We start from the raw sequence: 20,891 nt of genomic DNA on the forward strand, positions 1-20,891 counted from the left end.
CGTACAATAATATTCGACAGGATCAGCGAAATGAGAGCCCGAAGATGAGCATGGAGTACCGGATGCGCCGCACACTGCCGGACCGAAAAATTCTTCGCCGCACACCCACACCTGAGCCGCGTACTCACCATCGACACCTACTACGACGTCACCACCCTCGACGGCGGCGGCCCCTGGCCGGCGACGTCGACGCCATCGGGCAGACCCTGCGCGCCGGCGCCCGCGGCATCATCGTCGGCCGCAACATCTGGCAACGCGAACGCAGCGAAGGCGAACGCGCGCTGAAGGAGATCGGCACCCTGACCCGGGGCGTCGGCTTCACGTCCTGAGCGGGCAAACGGCAGCGGTGGATGCATCGGTGAGAATGCCCGACTCGCCGCCACCGCCGTGCATATGTCTTGACAAAGAGCGACACTAGAACGTACTAGTTGTGTACGACGTCTCCCGACAGGAAGTGCACAGCGATGAAAATCGGACTACTCACCGACTCGGTCAGCCATCTGCCCTTCGAAGCTGCACTGGACCTGGCGCGCACCCACGGACTGTCGTCCGTCGAGGTCGCCACGGGAAACTGGTCGGAGAGTCCGCACGCGGATCTGCCCGCCCTCGTGTCGTCCGACGGGGCGAGAGAGGAGTTCCTCGGCAAGATCACCTCGCGCGGGCTGACCCTCAGCGCTCTCACCGCCAACGGCAACCAACTCCACCCCGTCACCGGGGACCGGCAGGCAAAGGTCGTCCGCGACACCATCACGGCGGCCAGTGCACTCGGAGTCCCGACAGTCGTCCTCATGTCGGGATTGCCGGGCGCCGAGGGTGACTCGTCGCCCAATTGGATCACCACGTCCTGGCCGCCGGAGAACCTGGACATCCTCGCCTACCAGTGGCAGGAGGTGGCGATCCCCTACTGGAAGGAACTCGCCGCCTTCGCGCGCGACGCCAACGTGCGTCTTGCCGTCGAAGCCTGTGGCGCCCAACTCGTTCACAACGTGTCGACTCTGCACCGGCTGATCGACAGTGCCGGGGCGGACGTCGTCGGCGCCAATCTCGACCCCTCGCACCTCATGTGGATGGGCGCGGACATCCCCGCCGTCATCCGGTCCCTCGGCGAGTCCATCTTCCACGTCCACGCCAAGGACATCCGGATCAACCGGTGGAACGCCGAGAGCGACGGTCTGCTCGACACCGTTCCCATCACCACCCCGCACGACCGCGCATGGAACTACGTCACCCTCGGCCTGGGACATCCGGACGGGCAGCAGTTCTGGGCCGACTTCGTCTACAACCTCCGGTCCGTCGGCTACGACGGCACGCTCAACATCGAGCACGAGGACGCGCTCGTCAGTTCGATCGAGGGCGTCGGCCGGGCGGCCGACTTGCTGAACCGGGTGGTGCTCACCGAAACCCCCGACTGGACACCGGCCCGCGTGTAGGTGGACAACCGTATAGATGGACCAGCGTGTACGCCAGGTAACCCTTAATCTATGAGCGACAACGGCGCGGAAAGTGGACCCGAACAGGTTCGGGCGCCGTGGGAAACCGGGACACCTAGGAGCGCGACCATGCCGCTGGCACCGTTCGACCCCATCACCGCGATCTACACTCCGGCGCACGCCTGGATGTACGAGACCATCGTGGCGCCGGCCGTCTACCGCTCACGCCGCGTCATCGACGAGTACTTCCTGCCGCATCTCCCCCCGAACGCCCGCATTCTGGACGTCGGTTCGGGTGGGGCGCTGTTCACCAAGTACATCGCCGATCAGCGCCCCGACGTGCACATTCTGGGTCTCGATCTGTCGCAGGCGCAGATCAAGCGCGCCACCAAACGCATGCGCAGCTACGGCGACCGGGTGCGCTTCGACGTGGGCGACGCCACGAAGCTCGACTTCGCCGATCGGACGTTCGACGGCGTGATCAGCTACGGCTCCATCAAGCACTGGTCGTCGCGCGAAGCCGGGCTCGCCGAGTGCGTGCGCGTCCTGAAGCCGGGCGGACCGCTGCTGATCACGGATGCGGACCGCAGCACGAGGTTCGAGGACGCCGAGAAGTTCGTCGAGGACTACAAGGCGCCGCGCATTCTCGGTCCGGTCAACCTGGCGATTTTCCACACCTGGATCGCGGGGCGCTCGATCAGTCTCGACGAGGCGCGTGACCTCGCGGACCGGATCGAGCTCGACGACGCGACCGTAGCGCGCATCACCGACATGCCGCTCGTCATGATTTCCGGTCGCCGGCCGGCGTGAACGTCACGGCCGGTCGCCTGCCCGGGCCGGCAGTGACGCGATGCCGCTGACGAATGCGGAGAGCAGCAGCTCCGGCTCGCCCACCGCGTGGAGTCCGGGGTGGGCGGTGAACAGTTCCTCGAGCATGACCCGCAGCTCGAGCTTGGCGAGGTTCACGCCCAGGCAGTGGTGGATGTCTTTCGCACCGAAACCGAGCTGCTTGCCCGCGTTCGGGCGGGTGATGTCGAACCGGTCCGGATCGTCGAAGACGCGCTCGTCGTGGTTCGCGGACAGGTACCACATGACGACCTTGTCCCCGGCTGCGATGTGGGCCCCGCCGATCTCGGTGTCGACGGTCGCGGTGCGCCGCATGTAGGGCACCGGGGACGCGAACCGGATCACCTCGTCGATCGTGTTGTCGATGCGGCCGGGGAAGTCGGCGAGCAGCAGTTCCTTCTGGCCGGGGTGCTCGCTGAGCAGGTGCAGCGCCCACGCCAGCGCTTGCCGGGTGGTCTCGTAACCCGCCGTGATCAGCAGGATGACGAACGACCCGAACTCCGTCGGCGTGAGGATCTCCCCGTCGACCGTCGTCGACACCAGGCGGGACGTCAGGTCGTCACCGGGGTCCGCCTTGCGTTTCTCGCCCAGTTCGAGGGCGTACCCGTAGATCTGACCGAGGCCCGCCGCACCGCCGGGGGCGGTGACGAACTCCTGATCCCCACCCCCGGAAATGACGTCGGCGGCCGCCGCCAGGATCATCGGCCGGTCGCTCTCGGGGATCCCGAGCAGCTCGCAGATCACCTGCACCGGCAGCCGGGTCGCGACCTCGGGGACGAAGTCGAACATCGTATCTCGGGGCAGGTCGGCGGCGATCTGCGCGGCGTGAGCGCGCACCCTGTCGGCGATGCCCCGCACCGACGCGGCGGTGAACGCCGACTGCACGATCCCCCGCAGATGCCGGTGCCGGGGGTCGTCCATCGCGATCATCGACATGGCGAACTCGAGGATCTCGACGGGGACGTCGTCGATGGTGAAGCCCTTCTCCGAGGAGAAGACCTCCGGGTTCCGGCTCACCGCCACCACGTCGTCGTAGCCGACGACCGACCAGAAGCCCGGGCCGTCCGTTTCGGTGTGGAACTCGATCGGGGACCGCTGACGGAGCCCCGCGAACAGGGCGCGGCGATCCGCGAAGCTGCGGTCCCAGAACACGCGTGCGGCGGGCGAGATGATTCCTTCGGACGCAGAACCCGTCACCGGTCCCCCTCGGTCGGTCGAACAGTCACTGCGACCCTACTGGGCGAGCAGCGGTTGCGCAGGTGAGGAATCACCGCAGGTCAACGGCTATGATCATAGAGTCGGCCCGCGGTGCGCCGGAGATGAACGGGGAGGACGACCTGTGACGTTGAGGGTTCGACTCGGCGACCTGCGAGAGATGCGCGATCATCCGTTGGGGACGACCGAAGCAGGGTTCCGGGCCGGCTTGACCCAGCAGGAGGCCTTCACCAGAGGTCGGGGCCCCTTTTCCGGCGACGCCGAGGGCGTCTTCTCCGAACGTGAACTGTTCGTCACCGCGCCCGGCGACGAGGTGCTGGCGGTCGCGACGATCACCGGGATCCGCGAGTACGACGGCGAGTTCCTCGTCGACGGCGACCTGGTCGTCGACCACGAGCGGGTGGGGACGCGGTTGCTGATCCGGACCCCCGCCGAGAACGTGTTCTCTTGCGCCGACGAGGAATCGGCGTGGGCGGGCTCGGTCGAACGAGCACGGTGGATCTACGTGCGGGCGCTGGTCGAGGTCGCAACCGTCAAGACGGCCTCCTACGATCGTCGGCTCGCAGGCGCGGATCCTGCGGCCGACCCCGCAACGACCCTCGCCACCGCCGAGGAGACGATGCAGGTGGTGCCCCGGTACGTGATGATCCACCGCAGCGGGAAGCTAAGACTCGGCGGCCCGTACGCCGACGTCGCGGACTGGGACGGGCACGTGGAACCCTGGTCCGACTACGGATACGTCGACTGCCTGCGCCTCGACGACGTCCTGGGCACCACTGGCGACCTCGACATCGACGCTCTTCGGCCACTCACCTCGCGGGCGGCCGCCGCGGAACTCCTCGAGTCGCTGGGATGGGACAAGGTCGTCCGCCGATTCGTCGAGGCCCGCTGACCGCCGGGCGCGCAGAATCCAACGCAGACGGCTTGGTCTGTTCGGCCGCGATCCGGGTCTGATCGGTGGCATTGTAGGTGTGGGCTGTTATCTCATCGCATGATCCGTTACCACTCGACGGGAGTTCACGCATGGCCACGCACCTCCACCTCGGACACATCTTCCACATCGCAGGCGCGCCGAAAGTGACCGAAGCCGCGGCCGCCCTGGTTTCGATACCCGACGGCGCGCTGGTGCTGGACGACGATGGGCGAATCGTGTTCTGCGGTGACCGCGCCGAGCTCCCGTTCGAATACGAGTCCGGCACCGTGTACGACCACCGGCCCGGGTTTCTGCTGCCCGGGTTCGTCGACACCCACGTCCATTTCCCTCAGACGTACGCCGGCGACTCCTACGGCGGCGGGCAACTTCTGGAGTGGCTGACCCTGTGCATGTTCCCGTCGGAGGCGAAGTTCGCCGACCCGGAGTTCGCGCAGCAGGCGGCCGTCGAGTTCACCAACCGGCGCATCTCGGCGGGCACGACCGCCGCCATGGTGTTCGGTTCGGCGTTTCCGCACGCCCAGGACGCGTTGTTCACCGAGACGCAGAAGGCGGGCCTGCGCATCGTGAGTGGCCGCGGAATTCAAACCGTCGGTGACGAAACCGCCCAGCCGTTGATGACGTCCGAAGAGGACGCCATCCGGCTCACCCGCGAGGAGATCGACAAGTGGCACGGCGCCGACACCGGCGACGTCGACACCGCCCTGCTACATGTGGCGATCATCCCGCGGTTCTCGCTGTCGGTGACGACGGAGACCCTGAAGAATCTCGGGGAACTCTACGACGAGGTGCGCGACCGCGGGGTGTATGTGCACTCGCATCTCAACGAGAACAACCGTCCCGGCACCGGCGAGGTCGACTCGACCAAGGAGACGTACCAGGTGAACTCGTACCTGGACACCTACGACGGGAAATTCTTGCCCGGCTCGGCGGTCGGCGGAAAGAGCCTGCTGGGAAGGCGCACGATCCTCGCGCACTGCGTGCACTGCCAGGATGCCGAGCTCGAGCGGATGGCCGAGACCGGTACGTCGGTCTCGCACTGTCCGATCTCGCAGCTGTTCCTGGGATCCGGAACGATGCCGTGGAAGCGCACGGTCGCGTCGGGTGTCACCATCTCCGTGGGAAGCGATTTCGGCGGCGGCGACGAATGGCTGATTCCTCGGGTGCTCGGCGACGCGTTCAAGGTGCACATCACCGAGGCCGGCGACGACGGGGTGTCGATGCATCCCGCGGAGATGCTGTTCGTCGGCACCCTCGGCGGCGCCCGCGCCCTGGACATGGAGAACCGGTTCGGCAACTTCGACGTCGGGAAGGAAGCCGACTTCGTGGTCGTCGACCCGTCGGGCACCCCTGCACTCGACGGGTTGCTGCGCAACGCCTTTCGGTCCTCCGACCCCGAACTCGCCCGCGATCAGACCCTGTTCGCGCTGCTGATGGGGATCCGCGAGACGTCTATCACCGAGGTGTACGTCGCGGGTAAACGCGCCAAATCGTCCTGAACTACGGTGGTGGCCGGCCTCGCGGGTGGGCCACCACCGTGTGGCCTCAGCTGGGGTTCACCGACGAATGATGGTTGGCGATCAGCCACTTTCCGTCTTCGTACCGGTACACCCACGTGACCCTCGCCGCCACGTCCTGGCCGTTGGCGTTGATGACCCAGCGGCCCACGTTGTAGGCGAGGTTGCAGTCCGAATACTTGTAGCTTTCTTCCATCCGGGCCGTGGGATCGGCCTTGATCAGGTTGACGAAATACTCCGTTATCTCCTCCGGGGTGTCGGCGATGGGCACCGACAGGGTCGGCAGCAGTATCGCGTCCGGCCGGTACAGCGCGGCCACCCGGCTCGCGTCGCCGGAGACCAGTGCATCGTTCCAACTCGTGAAAAGCGAATCCAGCTCACTGTCACTCGCGCGGACGCAACTGTCCTCGCTGTCGGAGGAAGTATCCGACGAACACGAAGCCACCGAAATCGTCAACGCGAGAATCGCAATGCCTGTGCCGAACGGTTTGGCATTCATACCAACCTCCGCGGAGAAGGGCGCGTACGGGAACGACCCGCCAACCGATCAAGCGTAACCCCGCGACCGGGCGGTGCGGATCGGATCAGCGCACCCCGACCCACGCACCCGAAGCGACGGATGCCGTGATGGCATCGAGGGTTTCGGCCGCGGCGACGGCGTCGGCGATCGTTGCGCCCTGGGGCTTTCCGTCGACGATCGACGTGATGAAGTTGTTTCCCTCGATGACCTTGAGGTCGTCGTAGCTCATCGAGGACGCGGAACCCGGCTGGAAGCGGGCGTATGCCCCGGCGTCGGGTCCCACCCAGACCGTCGTGACCGGCTGGTCCTGGTACCTGCCGCCGAGACTCGTGCCGAGTTCGTTCATCCGCCGGAAGTCCCAGTACACCGCACCTTTCGTGCCGTGGATTTCGAACCCGTAGTTGTTCTGCTCGCCGACGGCGACGCGGCTGGCGTCCAGGGTCACCCGCCCGCCCGATGCCAGACGGACCAGCGCGCTGACGAAGTCGTCGTTCTCCACCGGCCCCAGCTTGCCGCCGGTCGCGCGCGCATGCCCGCTGGTGGCCCCCGTCGGGACGGCGCGCTGCGGGATGAAGACGGCAGTGTCGGCCACCACGGCGTCGATGTCCCCGAGCAGGTACCGGACCAGGTCGACGCCGTGCGACGCGAGATCGCCCAGCACGCCCGACCCACCGCGCGCGTTCTCGTAACGCCAGCTCAGAGCGCCGTCCGGGTGTGCGGCGTAGTCGCTGAGGAAGCGAAACCGTGAATGCGTGATGGTGCCCAGTTCGCCCGAGGCGATGAGATCGTGTGCCATCGCGACGGCCGGTGCGTGCCGGTAGTTGAACCCGACGGTCGACTGGACGCCCGCCTTCTCGACGGCGGCGGCAACAGCCTTCGCGTCCTCGGACGACAGCCCCACCGGCTTCTCGATCCAGATGTGTTTGCCCGCCTGGGCCATCGCGACGCCGATCTCGCGGTGCAGGAAGTTGGGTGCGGTGATGCTGACCGCGTCGATGTTCTCGTCGGCGGCGATGTCGCGCCAATCCGTCAGCGCTGCGCCGAAACCGAACTGGGCGGCGGCTTCCTCGGCGCGGCCGGGTACCTCGTCGGCGACGGCGCCCAGCCGGATCGTCGGGGCTTCCGGGAAGTGGTGGCGCTGACGCAGATACGCGTTGGTGTGCACTCGGCCCATCCAGCCGAATCCGGCCACTGCAACTGCGATCTCGGTGGGGTGGGCGTTGGTCAAGGTCGACTCCGGAACTACTCGGCGCGGCGTGTGTCCCTACGACAGTGCTGTGCGCCTGCGGCGAAGTCAACCGTTTGTGCGGACAAAGTAGCTCTCGAGGGGAATTTGATGGGTTTCGCCCGGCGCGGGCCGGGGACCGCCGGCCCGCGGACCAGCGTTCCCCTCGCCTTCCTCGACGGCTATGCGTCCGCGCGGGGCACCAACGTCGGGACGCCGGCGTCGACCCGGACCACGCACTGATCGAGCGACTCGAACATCTCGTCCCCGGACCCTCCGTAAACGGAGATATCATGCACCACTTGCCCTTCCGAGGCGAGAAGAGAGACCTGGGGCGCAACGTCCTCACCCGAGGCCGAGATCGAGTCCGTTCTCGCCGTGCGCATGACGGCGGCGAGAATGCTGCCGCTCCCGTCCGCCAGGACCTGCACGTGGGACACGTTCGGTGATTCCTGTGTCGTCATGCGAGTACGCCTCCTTCGAGGTGGAACCAGATGCCCGAAGTCGAGCTGTTGTGAATACCGAGCACGTACCACTGCTTGCTGGGGCCGCCGAAGACCGGTTGATTGGCGGTGCCCTGCCACTGAGTCACCAGGACCTTCGTGCCGCCACCACCCTGGCTGGCATCGAGTTTCGGCGTCGCCAACTGCGGCCCCTTCCAGACGTCCCCGAACGAGAAGGAGAACTGATTCGCCTGACCAGCGGCGAGAAAAAGCCCCTGCGGCGTTGTCGACCAAGCCATTTCGGTGTCCTTTCGTCGATTCGCGAATGCGATACAGACCGACCGTACGGCGACCTGCACCGGTGAACCCGAGTAGTCGACTACGCGGATCTCGCCCTCTCGTGGCACACCTTCGGGACGGGGGACGCTATCCGACCGCGCCTCCGGTGCGAAGCGCGGCAATCGCGGTGTCGGTGAAGCCGAGTTCGGTGAGAACGGCGTCGGTATGATCACCGAGGGCGGGAACCGGCCCCATGGGGAGTTCGACGTCGGTGAAGGTCATCGGCGGCAGTACGGCCCTGGCCTGGCCGGACTCGGTGTCGATCTGACGCCACCGGCCGCGCTCGGACAGTTGCGGGTGGTCGATGAGACCGCGCATGTCGTTCAGGCGGGCGGCGGGCACGCCCGCCGCGGCGAGTCGTTTGTCGAGTTCTTCGGTGTCGAACCGACGGGTGTGCTCGGCGACGACCTGGTCGGTTTCGGCGCGGTTCCGCACCCGCAGGATGTTGGTGGCGAACTTCGGATGCTCGGCCAGGTCGCGTCGGCCGAACACTTCGGCGACCAGGGCCCGCCAGCCGCGGTCGTTCTGCACCCCGATCAGGATCTGCCCGTCGACGGTCGGGTACGCGTCGTACGGTGCGATCGAGGCGTGACTCAGACCCATCCGCTCGACCTGAGTGTCCTGGTACATCTGCAGGTACATCGGATGCCCGAGCCATTCGACGGTCGCGTCGAACATAGACACGTCCACCGCCGCTCCCGCACCGGTGCGTTCGCGCCGGAACAGCGCCGCCTGCACAGCGGTCAGCGCGTACATGCCGGCGGCGATATCCGAGGCGGGGATGCCGGTCTTGGTGGCGGTCTCGGGGGTGCCGGTAATCGAGCACAGCCCGGTTTCGGCTTGGACGAGCATGTCGTACGCCTTACGCGCCTGCAGTGGACCGTCGGTGCCGTAGCCGGTCATGTTCACCACGATCAGCTCGGGACGGTCCGCGCGCAGCGCCTCGGCGCCGAGGCCGAGCCGGTCGATCGCGCCGGGTGCGAGATTCTGCACCACCACGTCGGCCCGGTCGACGAGTTTGCGGACGACCGCCACGCCGTCGGCCGTCTTCAGGTCGACACTCACCGACTCCTTGCCCCGGTTGAGCCACACGAAATGTGATGCGACACCGTGCACGGCACGGTCGTAGTTGCGGGCGAAATCCCCCTCGCCGATGCGTTCGACTTTGATGACACGGGCGCCCAGATCGGCCAGATGCCGGGTGGCGAGCGGGGCGGCCACCGCCTGCTCGAAGCTGACCACGGTGATCCCGTCGAGCGGAAGGCCCTGGCGCACCGTCGAATTCACAGTTGAGGTCACGTGAAATTCTCCTGATGATGAACCGCACGCCGCTGACGAGGCGCGCGATGCCGGATATCCGGCGTGGTGACTCCAGGATCGACCACCGCCCGACGACGCGGGTGTTCCAAAGCGGAACACCCCGAGGCTGGACCGGCGGGGCTGTGAGATTCCGCTGAACGAGATCGCGGATTCACGGCGTTGCTCTGCCCTCTACGGTCGCCGCATGATCAAAGCCATCGCACTGCTCGCCCGGAGGCCGGATCTCACCCGCATGTGCATCGTCGACATGCAAGAAAGCTGAGACCGACGCGATGGCCGGGCTCGCAAAGTAGCATTAGTGCTACCATTGGGTATGGAGAGTCTAGGGCTGAAAGAACTGCGCCAGCATGCCAGCGACTACGTCAAACGGGCCGAAGCCGGGGAGACGATGCTGATCACGGTCGCAGGCCGGCCGAGCGCGATCCTCGGCCCCGCCGGGCGGAAGACGTGGTGCGCCTTCGACGAGGTCGCCGACATCTTTCGGACGGATACCGATCCGACGTGGGAGGCCGACCGCGGCCTTATCGAAGACCCGATCGCGGACCCCTGGGCTTCGCGGTGAGGACGGTGCTCGACACGAGCATTCTGATCGCGAGCGATGTCCCACCCGTTGACGGGGAGGTCGCGATCAGTGCCGTGAGCCTGGCGGAACTGCACTTCGGGCTCCTGGTCGCGAACACCGCGGACCAGCGAGCGCAGCGGTTGCAGCGGCTGATCGCCGTGGAACGCAAGTTCGACCCCCTCCCTGTCGACGCGGGTGTCGCTCGGAGCTACGGGCAGCTGGCCGCTGCCGTGCGAGCATATGGCCGCAAACCTCAGCCCCGCGCCCTTGATCTGATGATCGCCGCCACCGCGCACGCGAACAACGCCCGCCTCCTCACCCGCAACGCGGGTGATCTCCGTGGAATCGAACACCTGCTCGAGGTCGACACCATCTGACGATCCGCTGCGGCCGATGGAGTTGCCGTCACCGCGACTCGCGACGGCATCTCCTCCGAACGGGCCTTCGGCATCCTCACCTGGCGCTCACAGGAGACGAATACCAAGCTCCGCACCCTCGCCGAACGCTTCGTCGACGCCCTCGCCGCGGAGGCGACCCTCCCCGTCTCGTTCCGCGCCCGATTCGATCACCTGCTCCTGACCGCGCACGAACGCACCGACGCGGAGGCGAGGACGCCGGACTGACCGCGCCCGCTATGCGGTGGTCACGTCGGGTGGGTCGGGGAGGTCGACGTCGAGGACGAAGTCGAGCCAGATCAGGGCATCGGCGAGGGTCTCCGCCCGCATGGTCACGTCGAATTGCTCGGCAGCGGTCAGCGACCGCTGCGCTTCGGCGAGATCCTCGGCGAGGAACGCCGACACCGTCCGCAGCACCCAACGCTCCGACGCCGAGAGGGCGTCTACGTCGACGAACCCGCCGTCCGTGAAGCGCAGGTCGAGGATGAACCTCTCCCCCGGTCCCGCGGCGCCCAAACGCGCGGTGACAACGCCGACGATGGCATCGACGACCCAGGCGAGCACGTCGCCGTATTCCGGTCGCTCTCCGACAGCGGGCGGTTCGGCGCACACCCGGGATATCTCGCCCGAGAACCGGACGACGTCGCGGTCACCGACCAGTTGCATCAGCCGGCCACCGACTGCCGCGGCCGACGAACTGGTGGGGCTGCCCGCGTTCGATCCCATACTTCGAGAATGCCCGGTGCGGGGCATCGCCACACAGCGTGGTCGATGACACCCAGTCGCCGGTATGGCCCCACCGGTCCCGGCCGCCCAAAGCTGACCGGTGGGGTCCACCGCCCGTGTAGCGGCGTCCGACGGAATTCGATTCGACGTCAGCGCGCTGCGTACGGGCACACCGCCCGATCCCTCGATGGGCGGACTCTCACCTCGGTCTGGAGGTGGCGAATTCGTGATTCGCTGCGCCTGCAACTGATTGGACGGTATCGCGAACTAAGGTAAAGCGCAAGTAAAGTCCGATCGAGGGCTCGACGCCCCCCGCTGCCGGCCGGCGGCAGCCTCAACCGACGGACCGAATCCGAACGGTGTAGTTTCGCTGTGGGCCTTATCCTCAGGGGACTCTGCGTGAGCACCGCCACGGCGGCCTGACACGGCCGAGAAATCTGCACGAAACATTCACGTTACGTTCCGTTCGTACAGTGTTGCCCCGACGCACCCCCACCTCATCCGCGGGGTACACGCGAGGGAGAAACACATGAGTGGGAATGCCGTCCGTCTGCAGGCGATCAAGGACGTCGAGGCCTACGTGCCCCCGGCCGTCAGTTTCGTCGACGACGAGAAGCCGGGCGAGATCTTCGGCCAGAACGTATTCAGCAAGGCCGTGATGCAGAAGCGTCTGCCGAAGTCGGTCTACAAGTCCGTCATCGCCACGATCGAGAAGGGCAAGCCGCTCGACCCGATGGTCGCCGACGCGGTCGCCTCCGCGATGAAGGACTGGGCACTCGAGAAGGGCGCGACGCACTACGCGCACGTCTTCTACCCCCTGACGGGCCTGACCGCGGAGAAGCACGACAGCTTCTTCGACCCGGTCGGTGACGGGTCGGCACTCGCCGAATTCGCAGGTAAGACGCTCGTCCAGGGCGAGCCCGACGCGTCGAGCTTCCCCAACGGCGGGCTCCGCAACACGTTCGAGGCGCGCGGTTACACCGGGTGGGACGTCACCAGCCCCGCCTACGTGCTGGAGAACCCGAACGGCAACACCCTGTGCATTCCGACGGTGTTCGTGTCGATGACCGGGGACGCGCTCGACCACAAGACACCGCTGCTGCGGTCGCAGCAGGCGATGGGTGTCCACGCGGAACGCATCCTGACGCTCTTCGGCCATGAAAACGTCGAGAACATCGTCTCGTTCTGCGGACCGGAGCAGGAATACTTCCTCGTCGACCGGCACTTCTTCCTCGCCCGGCCCGACCTGCTCAACTCCGGCCGCACCCTGTTCGGCGCCAAGCCGCCCAAGGGCCAGGAGTTCGACGACCACTACTTCGGCGCCATCCCCGAGCGCGTTCTCGGCTTCATGATGGACACCGAACGTGAGCTGTTCAAGCTCGGCATTCCCGCGAAGACCAGGCACAACGAGGTCGCCCCCGGCCAGTTCGAGATCGCACCGATGTTCGAACGCGGCAACATCGCCGCCGACCATCAGCAACTGCTGATGACGACGCTCAAGACGATCGCCAAGAAGCACGGCATGGCCTGCCTGTTCCACGAGAAGCCGTTCGACGGTGTCAACGGGTCCGGCAAGCACGTCAACTTCTCGCTCGGCAATTCCGAACTCGGCAGCCTCCTCGTCCCCGGCGACAACCCGCACGACAACGCCCAGTTCCTCGTGTTCTGCGCGGCCGTCATCCGCGGGGTGCACAAGTACGGCGGCCTGCTCCGCGCCTCCGTCGCGTCGGCGACCAACGATCACCGACTCGGCGCGAACGAAGCTCCCCCGGCCATCATCTCCGTGTTCCTCGGAGATCAGCTCGCCGGCGTGTTCGAGCAGATCGCGAAGGGTGCGGCCACCTCGTCGAAGGGGAAGGGCACCATGAAGATCGGTGTCGACACCCTGCCCGTGCTCCCGACCGATCCGGGCGACCGCAACCGCACGAGCCCGTTCGCCTTCACCGGCAACCGGTTCGAGTTCCGGGCGCCGGGTTCGATGCAGACGGTGAGCGGACCCATCGTCACGATCAACACGATCATGGCCGAGTCGCTCGACTACATCGCGACCGAACTCGAGACCGCGGTCGCGAACGGCACCGACTTCGACACGGCGGTGCAGAACCTGCTCACCGACATCATCACCAACCACGGTGACGTCGTGTTCAACGGTGACGGGTACTCGGAGAACTGGCAGAACGAGGCGGCCGCGCGTGGACTGCCGAACCTGCGCACCACCCTCGACGCGTTGCCCGAACTGATCACCGAATCGGCGGTCGAACTGTTCGGCAAGTACCGGGTGTTCAACGACCGGGAGATGCACTCTCGCTACGAGATCGGTCTCGAACAGTACGCACTCACGATCGGAGTGGAAGCACGGCTGACCCTGGAATTGGGACAGACGTCGATCCTTCCCGCCGCGATTCGCTACCAGACCGAACTGGCGCAGAACGTTGCGGCGCTGAAGGCCGCCGGAGTGGACGCCGACCTGTCCGCGCTCGAGGCCGTGTCCGCACCCCTGACGAACCTCAGGACCTCGCTCGCCGAGTTGAAGTCCGCGCTCGCCGCCCAGGGCGAATCGGAGGCATTGGCGGAGGCAACGCACGCCAAGGATGCCCTGCTGCCCGCGATGGCTGCCGTTCGCGCAGCAGCAGACAGCCTCGAGGACATCGTGGCCGACGACCTCTGGCCGCTGCCCACGTACCAGGAGATGCTCTACGTCCTCTGACGGACTGGAGTAGATCTGCACGACAGACAGGTCCGGAACCTACGGCGGAAGCTACGGGTTCCGGACCTTCGTGTCGGCTCGCACCGCCCGGATCTCGGAGTACCTGTCACCGGCTGGATCAGGCCGAATCGCCGAGCGCTTCGACGGATTTCCAATCGACCGCGGCTGCGCAGTTGCGCCGCAGCAGCGCAAGAATCAGCTGGTTCACCACATCGTTGTCGGGGAGAACCGCGACCGCGGCGAGTGTGACGTAGAGGCCGCTGAGTAGCTGGATCCTGTAGTCGGCCGTCGCCTGACCCTCGTCGTATCCGGAGGATTTCTCCGCGAAGACGTCGATGTACGTCTTCAGCAATCGTGTTTCGTGTAGTCGGCGTTCGGCGACGTCGACACTGCCCGACATGAAGTACGCGAAGTCGTACATCGGGTTGCGCAAGCCGGTGAACTGCCAATCCAAGAGCACGGCCGACACTCCCGCCTCCGACCTCTCGAAGAGAACATTGTCGACGCGAGGGTCGCCGTGAGTGAGTGTCAGGTGTTGCTGCGGCAGCCCGTACCAGGTGCGAACGAGTGCGACGGCATCTCGAATGGCGGCGAGGAAGTACGGCGGGAGGTCCCCGGCGAAGCGAGTCAGCGCGGCCGCGGCCCCGCGTTCCGCCGCATCGCACCAGTAGTCGGAGACCTCGGACATGCGCACCAACCACGCGGGCGCTGCCTCGTCTGTCAGTGGGAAGAAGCTGGAGTGCAGGCGAGCGAGTTCCGCGACAAGGGATTCCGCCTCGGCCACACCACACCCCGCAGCTTGATTGCCGGGCGTCGTCGTTGCCGTCAAGTCCTCCAGGACGAGGTTGATGTTCGTCTCGTCGCCGGCCACCCAGAAGCACCGCGGAATCCGGCAAGCCTGTCGGCCACCGACTTCCCGGTAGGCGCCGATTTCGCGGTGGTATGCACCGCTCCGCAGTCCGTGCGCGTGCGCACCCGGTGCGCTCGGACGGAACTTCACCACGACCGCGGCGGGGGAAACGGATTCGGCTCGTGCGTACTCGATGCCGATTCGTACGGTGTCGCTCACGTTTCCTGCGCCGATCGGCTGCGCCGAGATCGACGCGACCTCGACCCCGGTGTGGCCTGCGTGCCGCAGCACGGACTGCACCCATGCGGTGTCGATCTCGGTGGCGACGTCGAGCACTCTGGGAGTCGGGTGATTCATGACCAGGACCCTTCGAAGTAGTTGGAGTTCCACACATCCGTGATGAGTCCCGCGGTCGCCTTGAAGACCTCGATTCCGCAGAGCCGCTCTCCGGTGGACAGGCGGATCGCGTTCCACGTCAGCGTCGCGAACTCCTCGTTGCCGGAGAGGTTGGCCACCTCGAAGGTCGGTTGGTTCGACGCCAGGTCAGCGCGAATGCGCTCGACTTGCTGATTTCGGCTGAGCGCGACGGTGTTACCCGCTTCGTGTCGAATGACCGGGTCGCCGCATATTTCGTGGACGAGTTCGACTCGTTGCTTGTTGTAGATCTCGAACACATATTGTTCGACGAGTTCGACGGGGGTTCTCATCGCAGCCTCCTGTACGCCTCGACGAGCGGTTCGAGTTCTGCCGGGGTCGAGCAGTGCATGATCACGCCGTCGACACCGAGATCGAGTTGGGCGGAGACCTTTTTCGCGCAGGCCTCGGCTGACCCCGTGGCGGCTGCGTCGAGCCACTCGGCGGGCAGCACTGTGCCGATGTGCTCGATCTCGGACGGGGTTGCCACCGCATCGCACCAGCCGTTCAATCCGGCGACCACCGGATCTTCTCGGAACCGCTGGAGCGCGCCAGGGTCCCAGTTGTTCGTCTTCACCATCAAGTCTCCGTACACCTGCAGGTAGGTGGCGAGTCTGGCCACAGTCTTCTTCAGTTGCAGTTCGACGGGCAGGTGGTCGGGAACCGTTGCGTAGCAAGACCACACCTTGACCGCTGCGGGATCACGACCGGCCTTCTCCGCAGCGGTGCGGACCGCATTCACACACCGCACGACAGTGTCGTCCGAGAAGTACGTGTGGAGAACGACGACGTCGGCGGCTCGCCCCGCCAGGGCCAGGGTCGCAGGCCCGAATGCGGTCAGTCCGATCGGAATGTTCTCGTCGAATGTCGGGTCGAGGCGCAGCGCCGGATAGTTTCCAGCCGGGCCGCAATGGCCCTCGACGGTCTCGCCCTTCCACAATCGGCGCATCAGACCGATGAAGTCCTCCAGTTGCGCGGTGGTCACCGGCGGGAGGCCGAAGGCTTTCAGTTGCGGTGCCAGCCCACGACCGAGGCCGAGGACGAAGCGGCCGTTCGTCAGCCGGTGCATCGTCGTCGCCCATGCTGCTGTCACCATCGGGTGGCGGGTGTTGTGGTTGGTCGCAGCAGTGGCGATGTTCAGGCGTTCGGTCACCGCGCCGGCCGCGCCGGTCAACGACCCGAGTTCCTTGACGTTGAACCGTTCGGAAAAGAACGCGGTGCCCAGGCCGAGACGCTCGGCCAGTGCCAGTTCGCCGTACATCTCTCGGGGAGACTCGACGTGTCCGCCGAGTGCGTAGAAGCCCAGTTCAGGCATCGTATCGTTCACTGAGTGTGCCTTTCGTGAGAACCGCAGCCGGGCGCGGACCTACCCGCGGTTCACCGCGGCGAGGGGGTGGATGCCGATGTGGCGGGCTCCGTCGCGGTCCCGTGCATGTGTCAGGGAATTGGTGACCATGGACAGAAACAGCTCGTCACCGCGCTCGGTTCGTTCCACCAGCATCGCAGCCGCAACCCCGATGATGAAGTTGTGGAAGGTCGCGCACGCATAGTCCTGGACGAGACGTTCGAACGGATAGCCGTCGACCCCGAGGTCGACGAGTTCCGAGTGGTAGTGGAGGAGTAGTTCGTCCTCGTGCGCTCGACGTGTCACGGCATCGAGCGCGCCACCGATGAAGTAGGCGACGTCGACGACTCCCGGTGCGTACACCACTGTTTGCCAGTCCAGTACGACGAGCGGTACTTCTCCGCCGCGCGCGTCGAACAGGACGTTGTCGGGTCGGTAGTCTCCGTGCTGGACGGTGTAGGGCATCCTCTCCAGTGCCTGGTAGTACCCGGCGATGTTGTCGACGAATTCCTGCCCCAGTGCGAAGTCGGCCTCGCTGAGCCGGCCGGTGTAGCGCTGACGAAATCCGTCGTACCATTCGGGCATCATCTCGGCGAATCGCTGCCAGTAGCTCGACGAGATGTCCATCCACGGGTTGCCCCTGAGTTCTTCGGAACCCCAGTAAGGCGCGTGGATCCGCGCGGCTTGTTCGACGGCGAGCCGCGTTTCGGCCACCGTGCAGCCGGTCAGCTGGTTTCCGGGACGTGCGGGAGTGAGATCCTCCAAGAGGAGAACGAATTCGGTATTGTTCGAATCGATTTCGGCGTGGAAACAGGCCGGGACGCGGACCTGGAGGTGCGGCGCGATCTCGGTGTAGAAGCCGACCTCACGGGCGTAGTTGAGCTCGCTGCGTCCGGCGGCGCGGCTCTGCTCGCTGTCGGAAGTCAGTTTCGCGACGAGCGACTCGGGGCCGCTGCCAGGGTCGGAGTACGAGATCGTGATCTGATAACTGTCGGCGACCAGGCCTGTGCCTATCGGTTCGATTGCCGTGTCGGTCACCCGATTGCCGGGGACGAGTATCCCCTTGTCGTGCAACACTCGATCCAGCCAGCTCGCGCAAACATCAGCTGCGTGCAATGTCTTCTCCTTATCGAGGGCCGGTACCGACTCAGATCTCGAGCACCGTCACGACACCGGTCGTGCCGTCGACCTCGACGAGTGCTCCGTTCGGGATGCGCTTGGTCGCGTCGGTGGCCGAGACGACGCACGGGATACCGATTTCCCGGCTGACGATCGCGGCGTGCGAGAACGGGGCTCCGACGTCGACGACCACCGCGGAGGCGGCGACGAACAGCGGTGTCCAGGACGGGTCGGTGATCGGGGCGATGAGGATCTCTCCGGGCTCGAGCGCGGAGGGGTCGTCGGGGGTGGTCAGGACCCGGGCGATGCCCCGGGCGGTGCCGGTGCAGCCGGACACGCCGACCACAGACTCGCCCGCGGCCAGCGCGGCACCGGCGGCGCCTGCGCGCAGCGACCAACTCTCGAGCGGCGGAACTTCCTCGGACACCACGAACGGCGGCTTGACGTCGAAGAGCGCGATGTAACTCCTTTCCCGCTCGCGCACGATGTCGGTGAACGCAGCGGGATCGGCGCGGTAGGCGTCGAGTTCGTCGGCGAAGAGCATGAAGATCTGCTCCACGCTGTCGAGGGCTCCCGCCTCGACTCCGCGTCGGCCGAGTTCCCGAGCAGGAAGCCGGATTTCGTGGATCACCATGGCCGCCGTGGTGCGGGCGCGTTCGCGGCCGCGGAGCCAGAGAGCGGCGGCGGCGAGGGTGGCCTCGAACTGGGCGGAGGTCTCGGGATCCCCGGCGAGGAGCTCACGGACCACCGAAGCGGCGGCCTCGCGTTCCTCACTTCGAATGGTGCCCTTGCCTTCCGGCGCTTCGTCGTCGCCGACCTGCCGCATGCGGTCGACGGTGGCCAGCGCCAGTTCCGGTTTGACTCCCCACGTCTGGGCGCGGATCTCCCATTCCGCGGGTCCGCGGAAGTCCCAGTCCGACAGGAACGCGTCGAGATCGGTGCGGAACGCGGTGACGGCCGGGTCGGTGCTCGCCGCCAGCCGGTCGTAGAGGCCGTGGACGCCCTCGTCGAACACGGCGGCCACAGCCGGATCCTGGGCGGTGCGGCTGAGGGTCCACATCCGCTTGGAGGGTCCGGTGGAGTCGACGTCACCGATGCCGCCGACCAGGGTGAGGGCGAGTTCGGGCCTGCCGACGGCGGCGGCGATCTGCGCGACGGCCCCCAGCCCGACACCCGATTTGAGGCTTGCCTCGATGTGGTGCTGGAACAGTGGCCGCAGGATGTAGTCGAAGGAGGTGATGCGATCGCGCAACTGCTGATCGGTCAACGCGGTCATGTCGGGCCGGTCGGCGCGGATGCGCACCACGTCCTGACGGTCGGCGTCGTACTCGGGCAGTCCGGTGGCCCCGATGACCTCCTCGACCAGCCAGGCGCCGGCGCGCTCGGCGAATTCCGGGTTCTCGTCGAAGTCCCGCTTCTCGCTCTCGTAGCTGGGAATCCCGGGCATGTCACCGAAGTACTGCAGGTCGACCGCTTCCGGCGACATCCCCGGCACGCGGACACCGAACAGCCGCATCAGCGACATGTTGATGTACAGGTAGCTGCCGAAGGCGGGGAGGATGTTGTAGTCGACCGTGGCGTCGTAGAGGTCGTGGTCCCAGACCTTGCATGCGACGAAAGCGTCCCGCCAGCCCGGTTCGAGATTGTGCTGGAAGCCGGCGGAGGCGTTCAACGGACTGATCGGGTCGGGGAAGATCTCCCCGACGTTCGCGCGGGAGTACAGGGGAAACACCTTCGACACAGTGTCGTTGATGGGCCACTCAGCCATGCGATGCCTTCTTTCAGACAAATGTTGTGGAGTGCCGGTCTCATCCCGGAACGATGCACGTCGCCTGTCGTGTTAGCGACTGTGAATTCACATTCTTATGTGAGTGGCGTCACTCTGTCAAGGACCCCTAGCCTTGACTGGGCGCACGTCTGACGAGTTTGCACGCTTGCCGGTAGACAAAAGTGTGAATACTGAGTCACAATCCTTTAGTACGAGGTCTGAGCTGGCGTCTGGTTTGTGGAGGTCGGCAGGGAAGGAGAGCGCTCACATGCGCATTTTGGTCACCAACGACGACGGCATCGACGCACCCGGACTGCATGCGGTGGCGACAGCTCTGACAACCGAGGGGTACGAGATCACCATCGCCGCGCCGCGCGGCGAGTGCAGCGGCAGCGGCTCTTCGCTGGGCACCCTCGAGCACGGAGCGGAGATCGCCTACACGGAGCGCCGCTTCGAGCACCTGCCGGGAGTGCAGGCGCTCAGCTTCGACGCCCCGCCCGCGTTTGCGGTGTTCGCGGCGTGCGCGGGGGTGTTCGGTCCTCCGCCGGATCTGGTCGTCAGCGGCATCAATCCGGGCCCGAACACCGGCCGGATGATTCTGAATTCGAGTACGGTGGCGGCCGCGCTGACCGCGTCGACCCTCGGCGTCCGCGGTCTCGCCGTCAGTTGCGGGTTTCCGCCGGAGCACCGATTCGACACCGCCGGCCGGATCGCGGTGTCGGCGGCGCAGTGGATGCTCGCCCACAGCGCCCACCGTGCCGTGCTGAACGTCAATGTGCCCGATCTCGACATCAGTGAGGTCAAGGGCGTGCGAATGGCGCCGCTGGCACCGCGCGGACTGCTCGGCTTGACCTTCGACAAGACCCCGGACACGGTGCGGCTGTTGCGATTCGCCAATACCGAACGCCTCGGCACCGGAACCGACTCCGCTCTCGTGCGTGACGGCTACGTGTCGATCAGCGCCATCTCGGCCGTGGCGGCCAACTCCGAGGGCTCAGGTGTCGCGGCGCACGTCGAGGCGTGCCTGCCGTTCCCGGTGTCCGCCGAGTCCTGAGCGCAGGATTCTCCTGCGCTGCACCGTATACCGAACACAGAAGGGGCGGGGGGGGGGGCGACAAAACCCCCCCCCCCTTTTTTTTTTTTTTTTTTCCTCCCTTCTTTCCCCCCCCCCATCCCCCCCCCCCCCCCGACGAGGGCCTCCTTTCATTTCCCCCCCCCC

21 protein-coding genes and 1 pseudogene are annotated in these 20,891 nt (G+C 66.2%); 10 read left to right on the forward strand and 12 right to left on the reverse strand.

Annotated elements, in window-relative coordinates; genetic code table 11:
• Positions 1-44: 44 nt before the first annotated feature.
• From ACFU5V_RS13395 to ACFU5V_RS13405, 3 genes are all read left to right on the forward strand, one after another.
• The gene (locus ACFU5V_RS13395) at positions 45-329 is read left to right on the forward strand and encodes a hypothetical protein (protein ID WP_378699751.1); all 285 of its coding nucleotides are present in this window, start codon (positions 45-47) and stop codon (positions 327-329) included.
• A 135-nt stretch (positions 330-464) separates the two neighbouring features.
• The gene (locus ACFU5V_RS13400) at positions 465-1,430 is read left to right on the forward strand and encodes a sugar phosphate isomerase/epimerase family protein (RefSeq protein WP_378699753.1); all 966 of its coding nucleotides are present in this window, start codon (positions 465-467) and stop codon (positions 1,428-1,430) included.
• A 129-nt stretch (positions 1,431-1,559) separates the two neighbouring features.
• Positions 1,560-2,240 carry a class I SAM-dependent methyltransferase gene (locus ACFU5V_RS13405; RefSeq protein ID WP_378700166.1) on the forward strand — a complete coding sequence of 227 codons (681 nt, stop codon included), beginning with the start codon at positions 1,560-1,562 and terminating at the stop codon, positions 2,238-2,240.
• 3 nt (positions 2,241-2,243) lie between these two features.
• Here the strand turns inward: ACFU5V_RS13405 and ACFU5V_RS13410 are convergent, their stop codons facing one another.
• Complete coding sequence (locus tag ACFU5V_RS13410; RefSeq protein ID WP_378699755.1) at positions 2,244-3,473, reverse strand: cytochrome P450; 1,230 nt, start codon at positions 3,471-3,473, stop codon at positions 2,244-2,246.
• A gap of 142 nt (positions 3,474-3,615) precedes the next feature.
• Between ACFU5V_RS13410 and ACFU5V_RS13415 the strand changes: the two genes are divergently transcribed.
• Entirely contained in the window at positions 3,616-4,383 is a 768-nt protein-coding gene (locus ACFU5V_RS13415; RefSeq protein WP_378699758.1) for a hypothetical protein, read from the forward strand.
• A 131-nt stretch (positions 4,384-4,514) separates the two neighbouring features.
• Positions 4,515-5,921: a guanine deaminase gene (locus ACFU5V_RS13420; RefSeq protein WP_378699760.1), complete on the forward strand. Its 1,407-nt coding sequence runs from the start codon at positions 4,515-4,517 to the stop codon at positions 5,919-5,921.
• 46 nt (positions 5,922-5,967) lie between these two features.
• Here ACFU5V_RS13420 and ACFU5V_RS13425 read toward each other — a convergent pair whose 3' ends face one another.
• The 5 genes from ACFU5V_RS13425 to ACFU5V_RS13445 form a co-directional block, all read right to left on the reverse strand.
• Positions 5,968-6,438, reverse strand: a complete 471-nt coding sequence (locus ACFU5V_RS13425; protein WP_378430458.1) for a DUF4440 domain-containing protein — start codon at positions 6,436-6,438, stop codon at positions 5,968-5,970.
• 85 nt (positions 6,439-6,523) lie between these two features.
• The gene (locus tag ACFU5V_RS13430; protein WP_378699762.1) at positions 6,524-7,687 is read right to left on the reverse strand and encodes a Gfo/Idh/MocA family protein; all 1,164 of its coding nucleotides are present in this window, start codon (positions 7,685-7,687) and stop codon (positions 6,524-6,526) included.
• 179 nt (positions 7,688-7,866) lie between these two features.
• Positions 7,867-8,148 (reverse strand): hypothetical protein, encoded by a 282-nt coding sequence (locus ACFU5V_RS13435; RefSeq protein WP_378699765.1) that lies wholly within the window; start codon positions 8,146-8,148, stop codon positions 7,867-7,869.
• A complete protein-coding gene (locus tag ACFU5V_RS13440) occupies positions 8,145-8,426 on the reverse strand; it encodes a hypothetical protein (RefSeq protein WP_378699767.1) in 282 nt (93 codons plus the stop codon). Before ACFU5V_RS13440 ends, ACFU5V_RS13435 begins: the two co-directional genes overlap by 4 nt.
• A gap of 127 nt (positions 8,427-8,553) precedes the next feature.
• Entirely contained in the window at positions 8,554-9,765 is a 1,212-nt protein-coding gene (locus tag ACFU5V_RS13445) for a CaiB/BaiF CoA transferase family protein (protein ID WP_378699771.1), read from the reverse strand.
• Positions 9,766-10,099: 334 nt separating this feature from the next.
• On the opposite strand from ACFU5V_RS13445, the gene ACFU5V_RS13450 reads away from it, so the two are divergent.
• The 3 genes and pseudogenes from ACFU5V_RS13450 to ACFU5V_RS13460 form a co-directional block, all read left to right on the forward strand.
• Positions 10,100-10,348 (forward strand): type II toxin-antitoxin system Phd/YefM family antitoxin, encoded by a 249-nt coding sequence (locus ACFU5V_RS13450; protein ID WP_378430463.1) that lies wholly within the window; start codon positions 10,100-10,102, stop codon positions 10,346-10,348.
• Between the two features lie 5 nt (positions 10,349-10,353).
• Positions 10,354-10,725: a type II toxin-antitoxin system VapC family toxin gene (locus ACFU5V_RS13455; RefSeq protein WP_378430464.1), complete on the forward strand. Its 372-nt coding sequence runs from the start codon at positions 10,354-10,356 to the stop codon at positions 10,723-10,725.
• Between the two features lie 45 nt (positions 10,726-10,770).
• A pseudogene (locus ACFU5V_RS13460) lies at positions 10,771-10,971 on the forward strand (ANTAR domain-containing protein); the annotation flags it as partial.
• 9 nt (positions 10,972-10,980) lie between these two features.
• Here the strand turns inward: ACFU5V_RS13460 and ACFU5V_RS13465 are convergent.
• Positions 10,981-11,469, reverse strand: a complete 489-nt coding sequence (locus tag ACFU5V_RS13465) for a hypothetical protein (protein ID WP_378430465.1) — start codon at positions 11,467-11,469, stop codon at positions 10,981-10,983.
• A 529-nt stretch (positions 11,470-11,998) separates the two neighbouring features.
• Between ACFU5V_RS13465 and ACFU5V_RS13470 the strand changes: the two genes are divergently transcribed.
• The gene (locus ACFU5V_RS13470) at positions 11,999-14,176 is read left to right on the forward strand and encodes a glutamine synthetase III (RefSeq protein ID WP_378699773.1); all 2,178 of its coding nucleotides are present in this window, start codon (positions 11,999-12,001) and stop codon (positions 14,174-14,176) included.
• 118 nt (positions 14,177-14,294) lie between these two features.
• Here ACFU5V_RS13470 and ACFU5V_RS13475 read toward each other — a convergent pair whose 3' ends face one another.
• The 5 genes from ACFU5V_RS13475 to ACFU5V_RS13495 all read right to left on the reverse strand — a co-directional run bounded on the left by ACFU5V_RS13475 (position 14,295) and on the right by ACFU5V_RS13495 (position 19,672).
• Positions 14,295-15,383, reverse strand: a complete 1,089-nt coding sequence (locus tag ACFU5V_RS13475) for a phosphotransferase (RefSeq protein WP_378699775.1) — start codon at positions 15,381-15,383, stop codon at positions 14,295-14,297.
• Positions 15,380-15,733: a hypothetical protein gene (locus ACFU5V_RS13480; RefSeq protein WP_124391878.1), complete on the reverse strand. Its 354-nt coding sequence runs from the start codon at positions 15,731-15,733 to the stop codon at positions 15,380-15,382. Before ACFU5V_RS13480 ends, ACFU5V_RS13475 begins: the two co-directional genes overlap by 4 nt.
• Positions 15,730-16,755: a TIGR03857 family LLM class F420-dependent oxidoreductase gene (locus ACFU5V_RS13485; protein ID WP_378699777.1), complete on the reverse strand. Its 1,026-nt coding sequence runs from the start codon at positions 16,753-16,755 to the stop codon at positions 15,730-15,732. Before ACFU5V_RS13485 ends, ACFU5V_RS13480 begins: the two co-directional genes overlap by 4 nt.
• A gap of 51 nt (positions 16,756-16,806) precedes the next feature.
• The gene (locus tag ACFU5V_RS13490; protein WP_378699779.1) at positions 16,807-17,862 is read right to left on the reverse strand and encodes a phosphotransferase; all 1,056 of its coding nucleotides are present in this window, start codon (positions 17,860-17,862) and stop codon (positions 16,807-16,809) included.
• A 70-nt stretch (positions 17,863-17,932) separates the two neighbouring features.
• The gene (locus ACFU5V_RS13495; RefSeq protein ID WP_378699781.1) at positions 17,933-19,672 is read right to left on the reverse strand and encodes a PEP-utilizing enzyme; all 1,740 of its coding nucleotides are present in this window, start codon (positions 19,670-19,672) and stop codon (positions 17,933-17,935) included.
• A 268-nt stretch (positions 19,673-19,940) separates the two neighbouring features.
• On the opposite strand from ACFU5V_RS13495, the gene surE reads away from it, so the two are divergent.
• Positions 19,941-20,726 carry a 5'/3'-nucleotidase SurE gene (surE, locus tag ACFU5V_RS13500; protein ID WP_378699783.1) on the forward strand — a complete coding sequence of 262 codons (786 nt, stop codon included), beginning with the start codon at positions 19,941-19,943 and terminating at the stop codon, positions 20,724-20,726.
• Positions 20,727-20,891: the final 165 nt, after the last annotated feature.

Origin of the sequence: Rhodococcus sp. NPDC057529 (assembly GCF_042802055.1) — a bacterium.
Taxonomy (GTDB): domain Bacteria; phylum Actinomycetota; class Actinomycetes; order Mycobacteriales; family Mycobacteriaceae; genus Rhodococcus_F.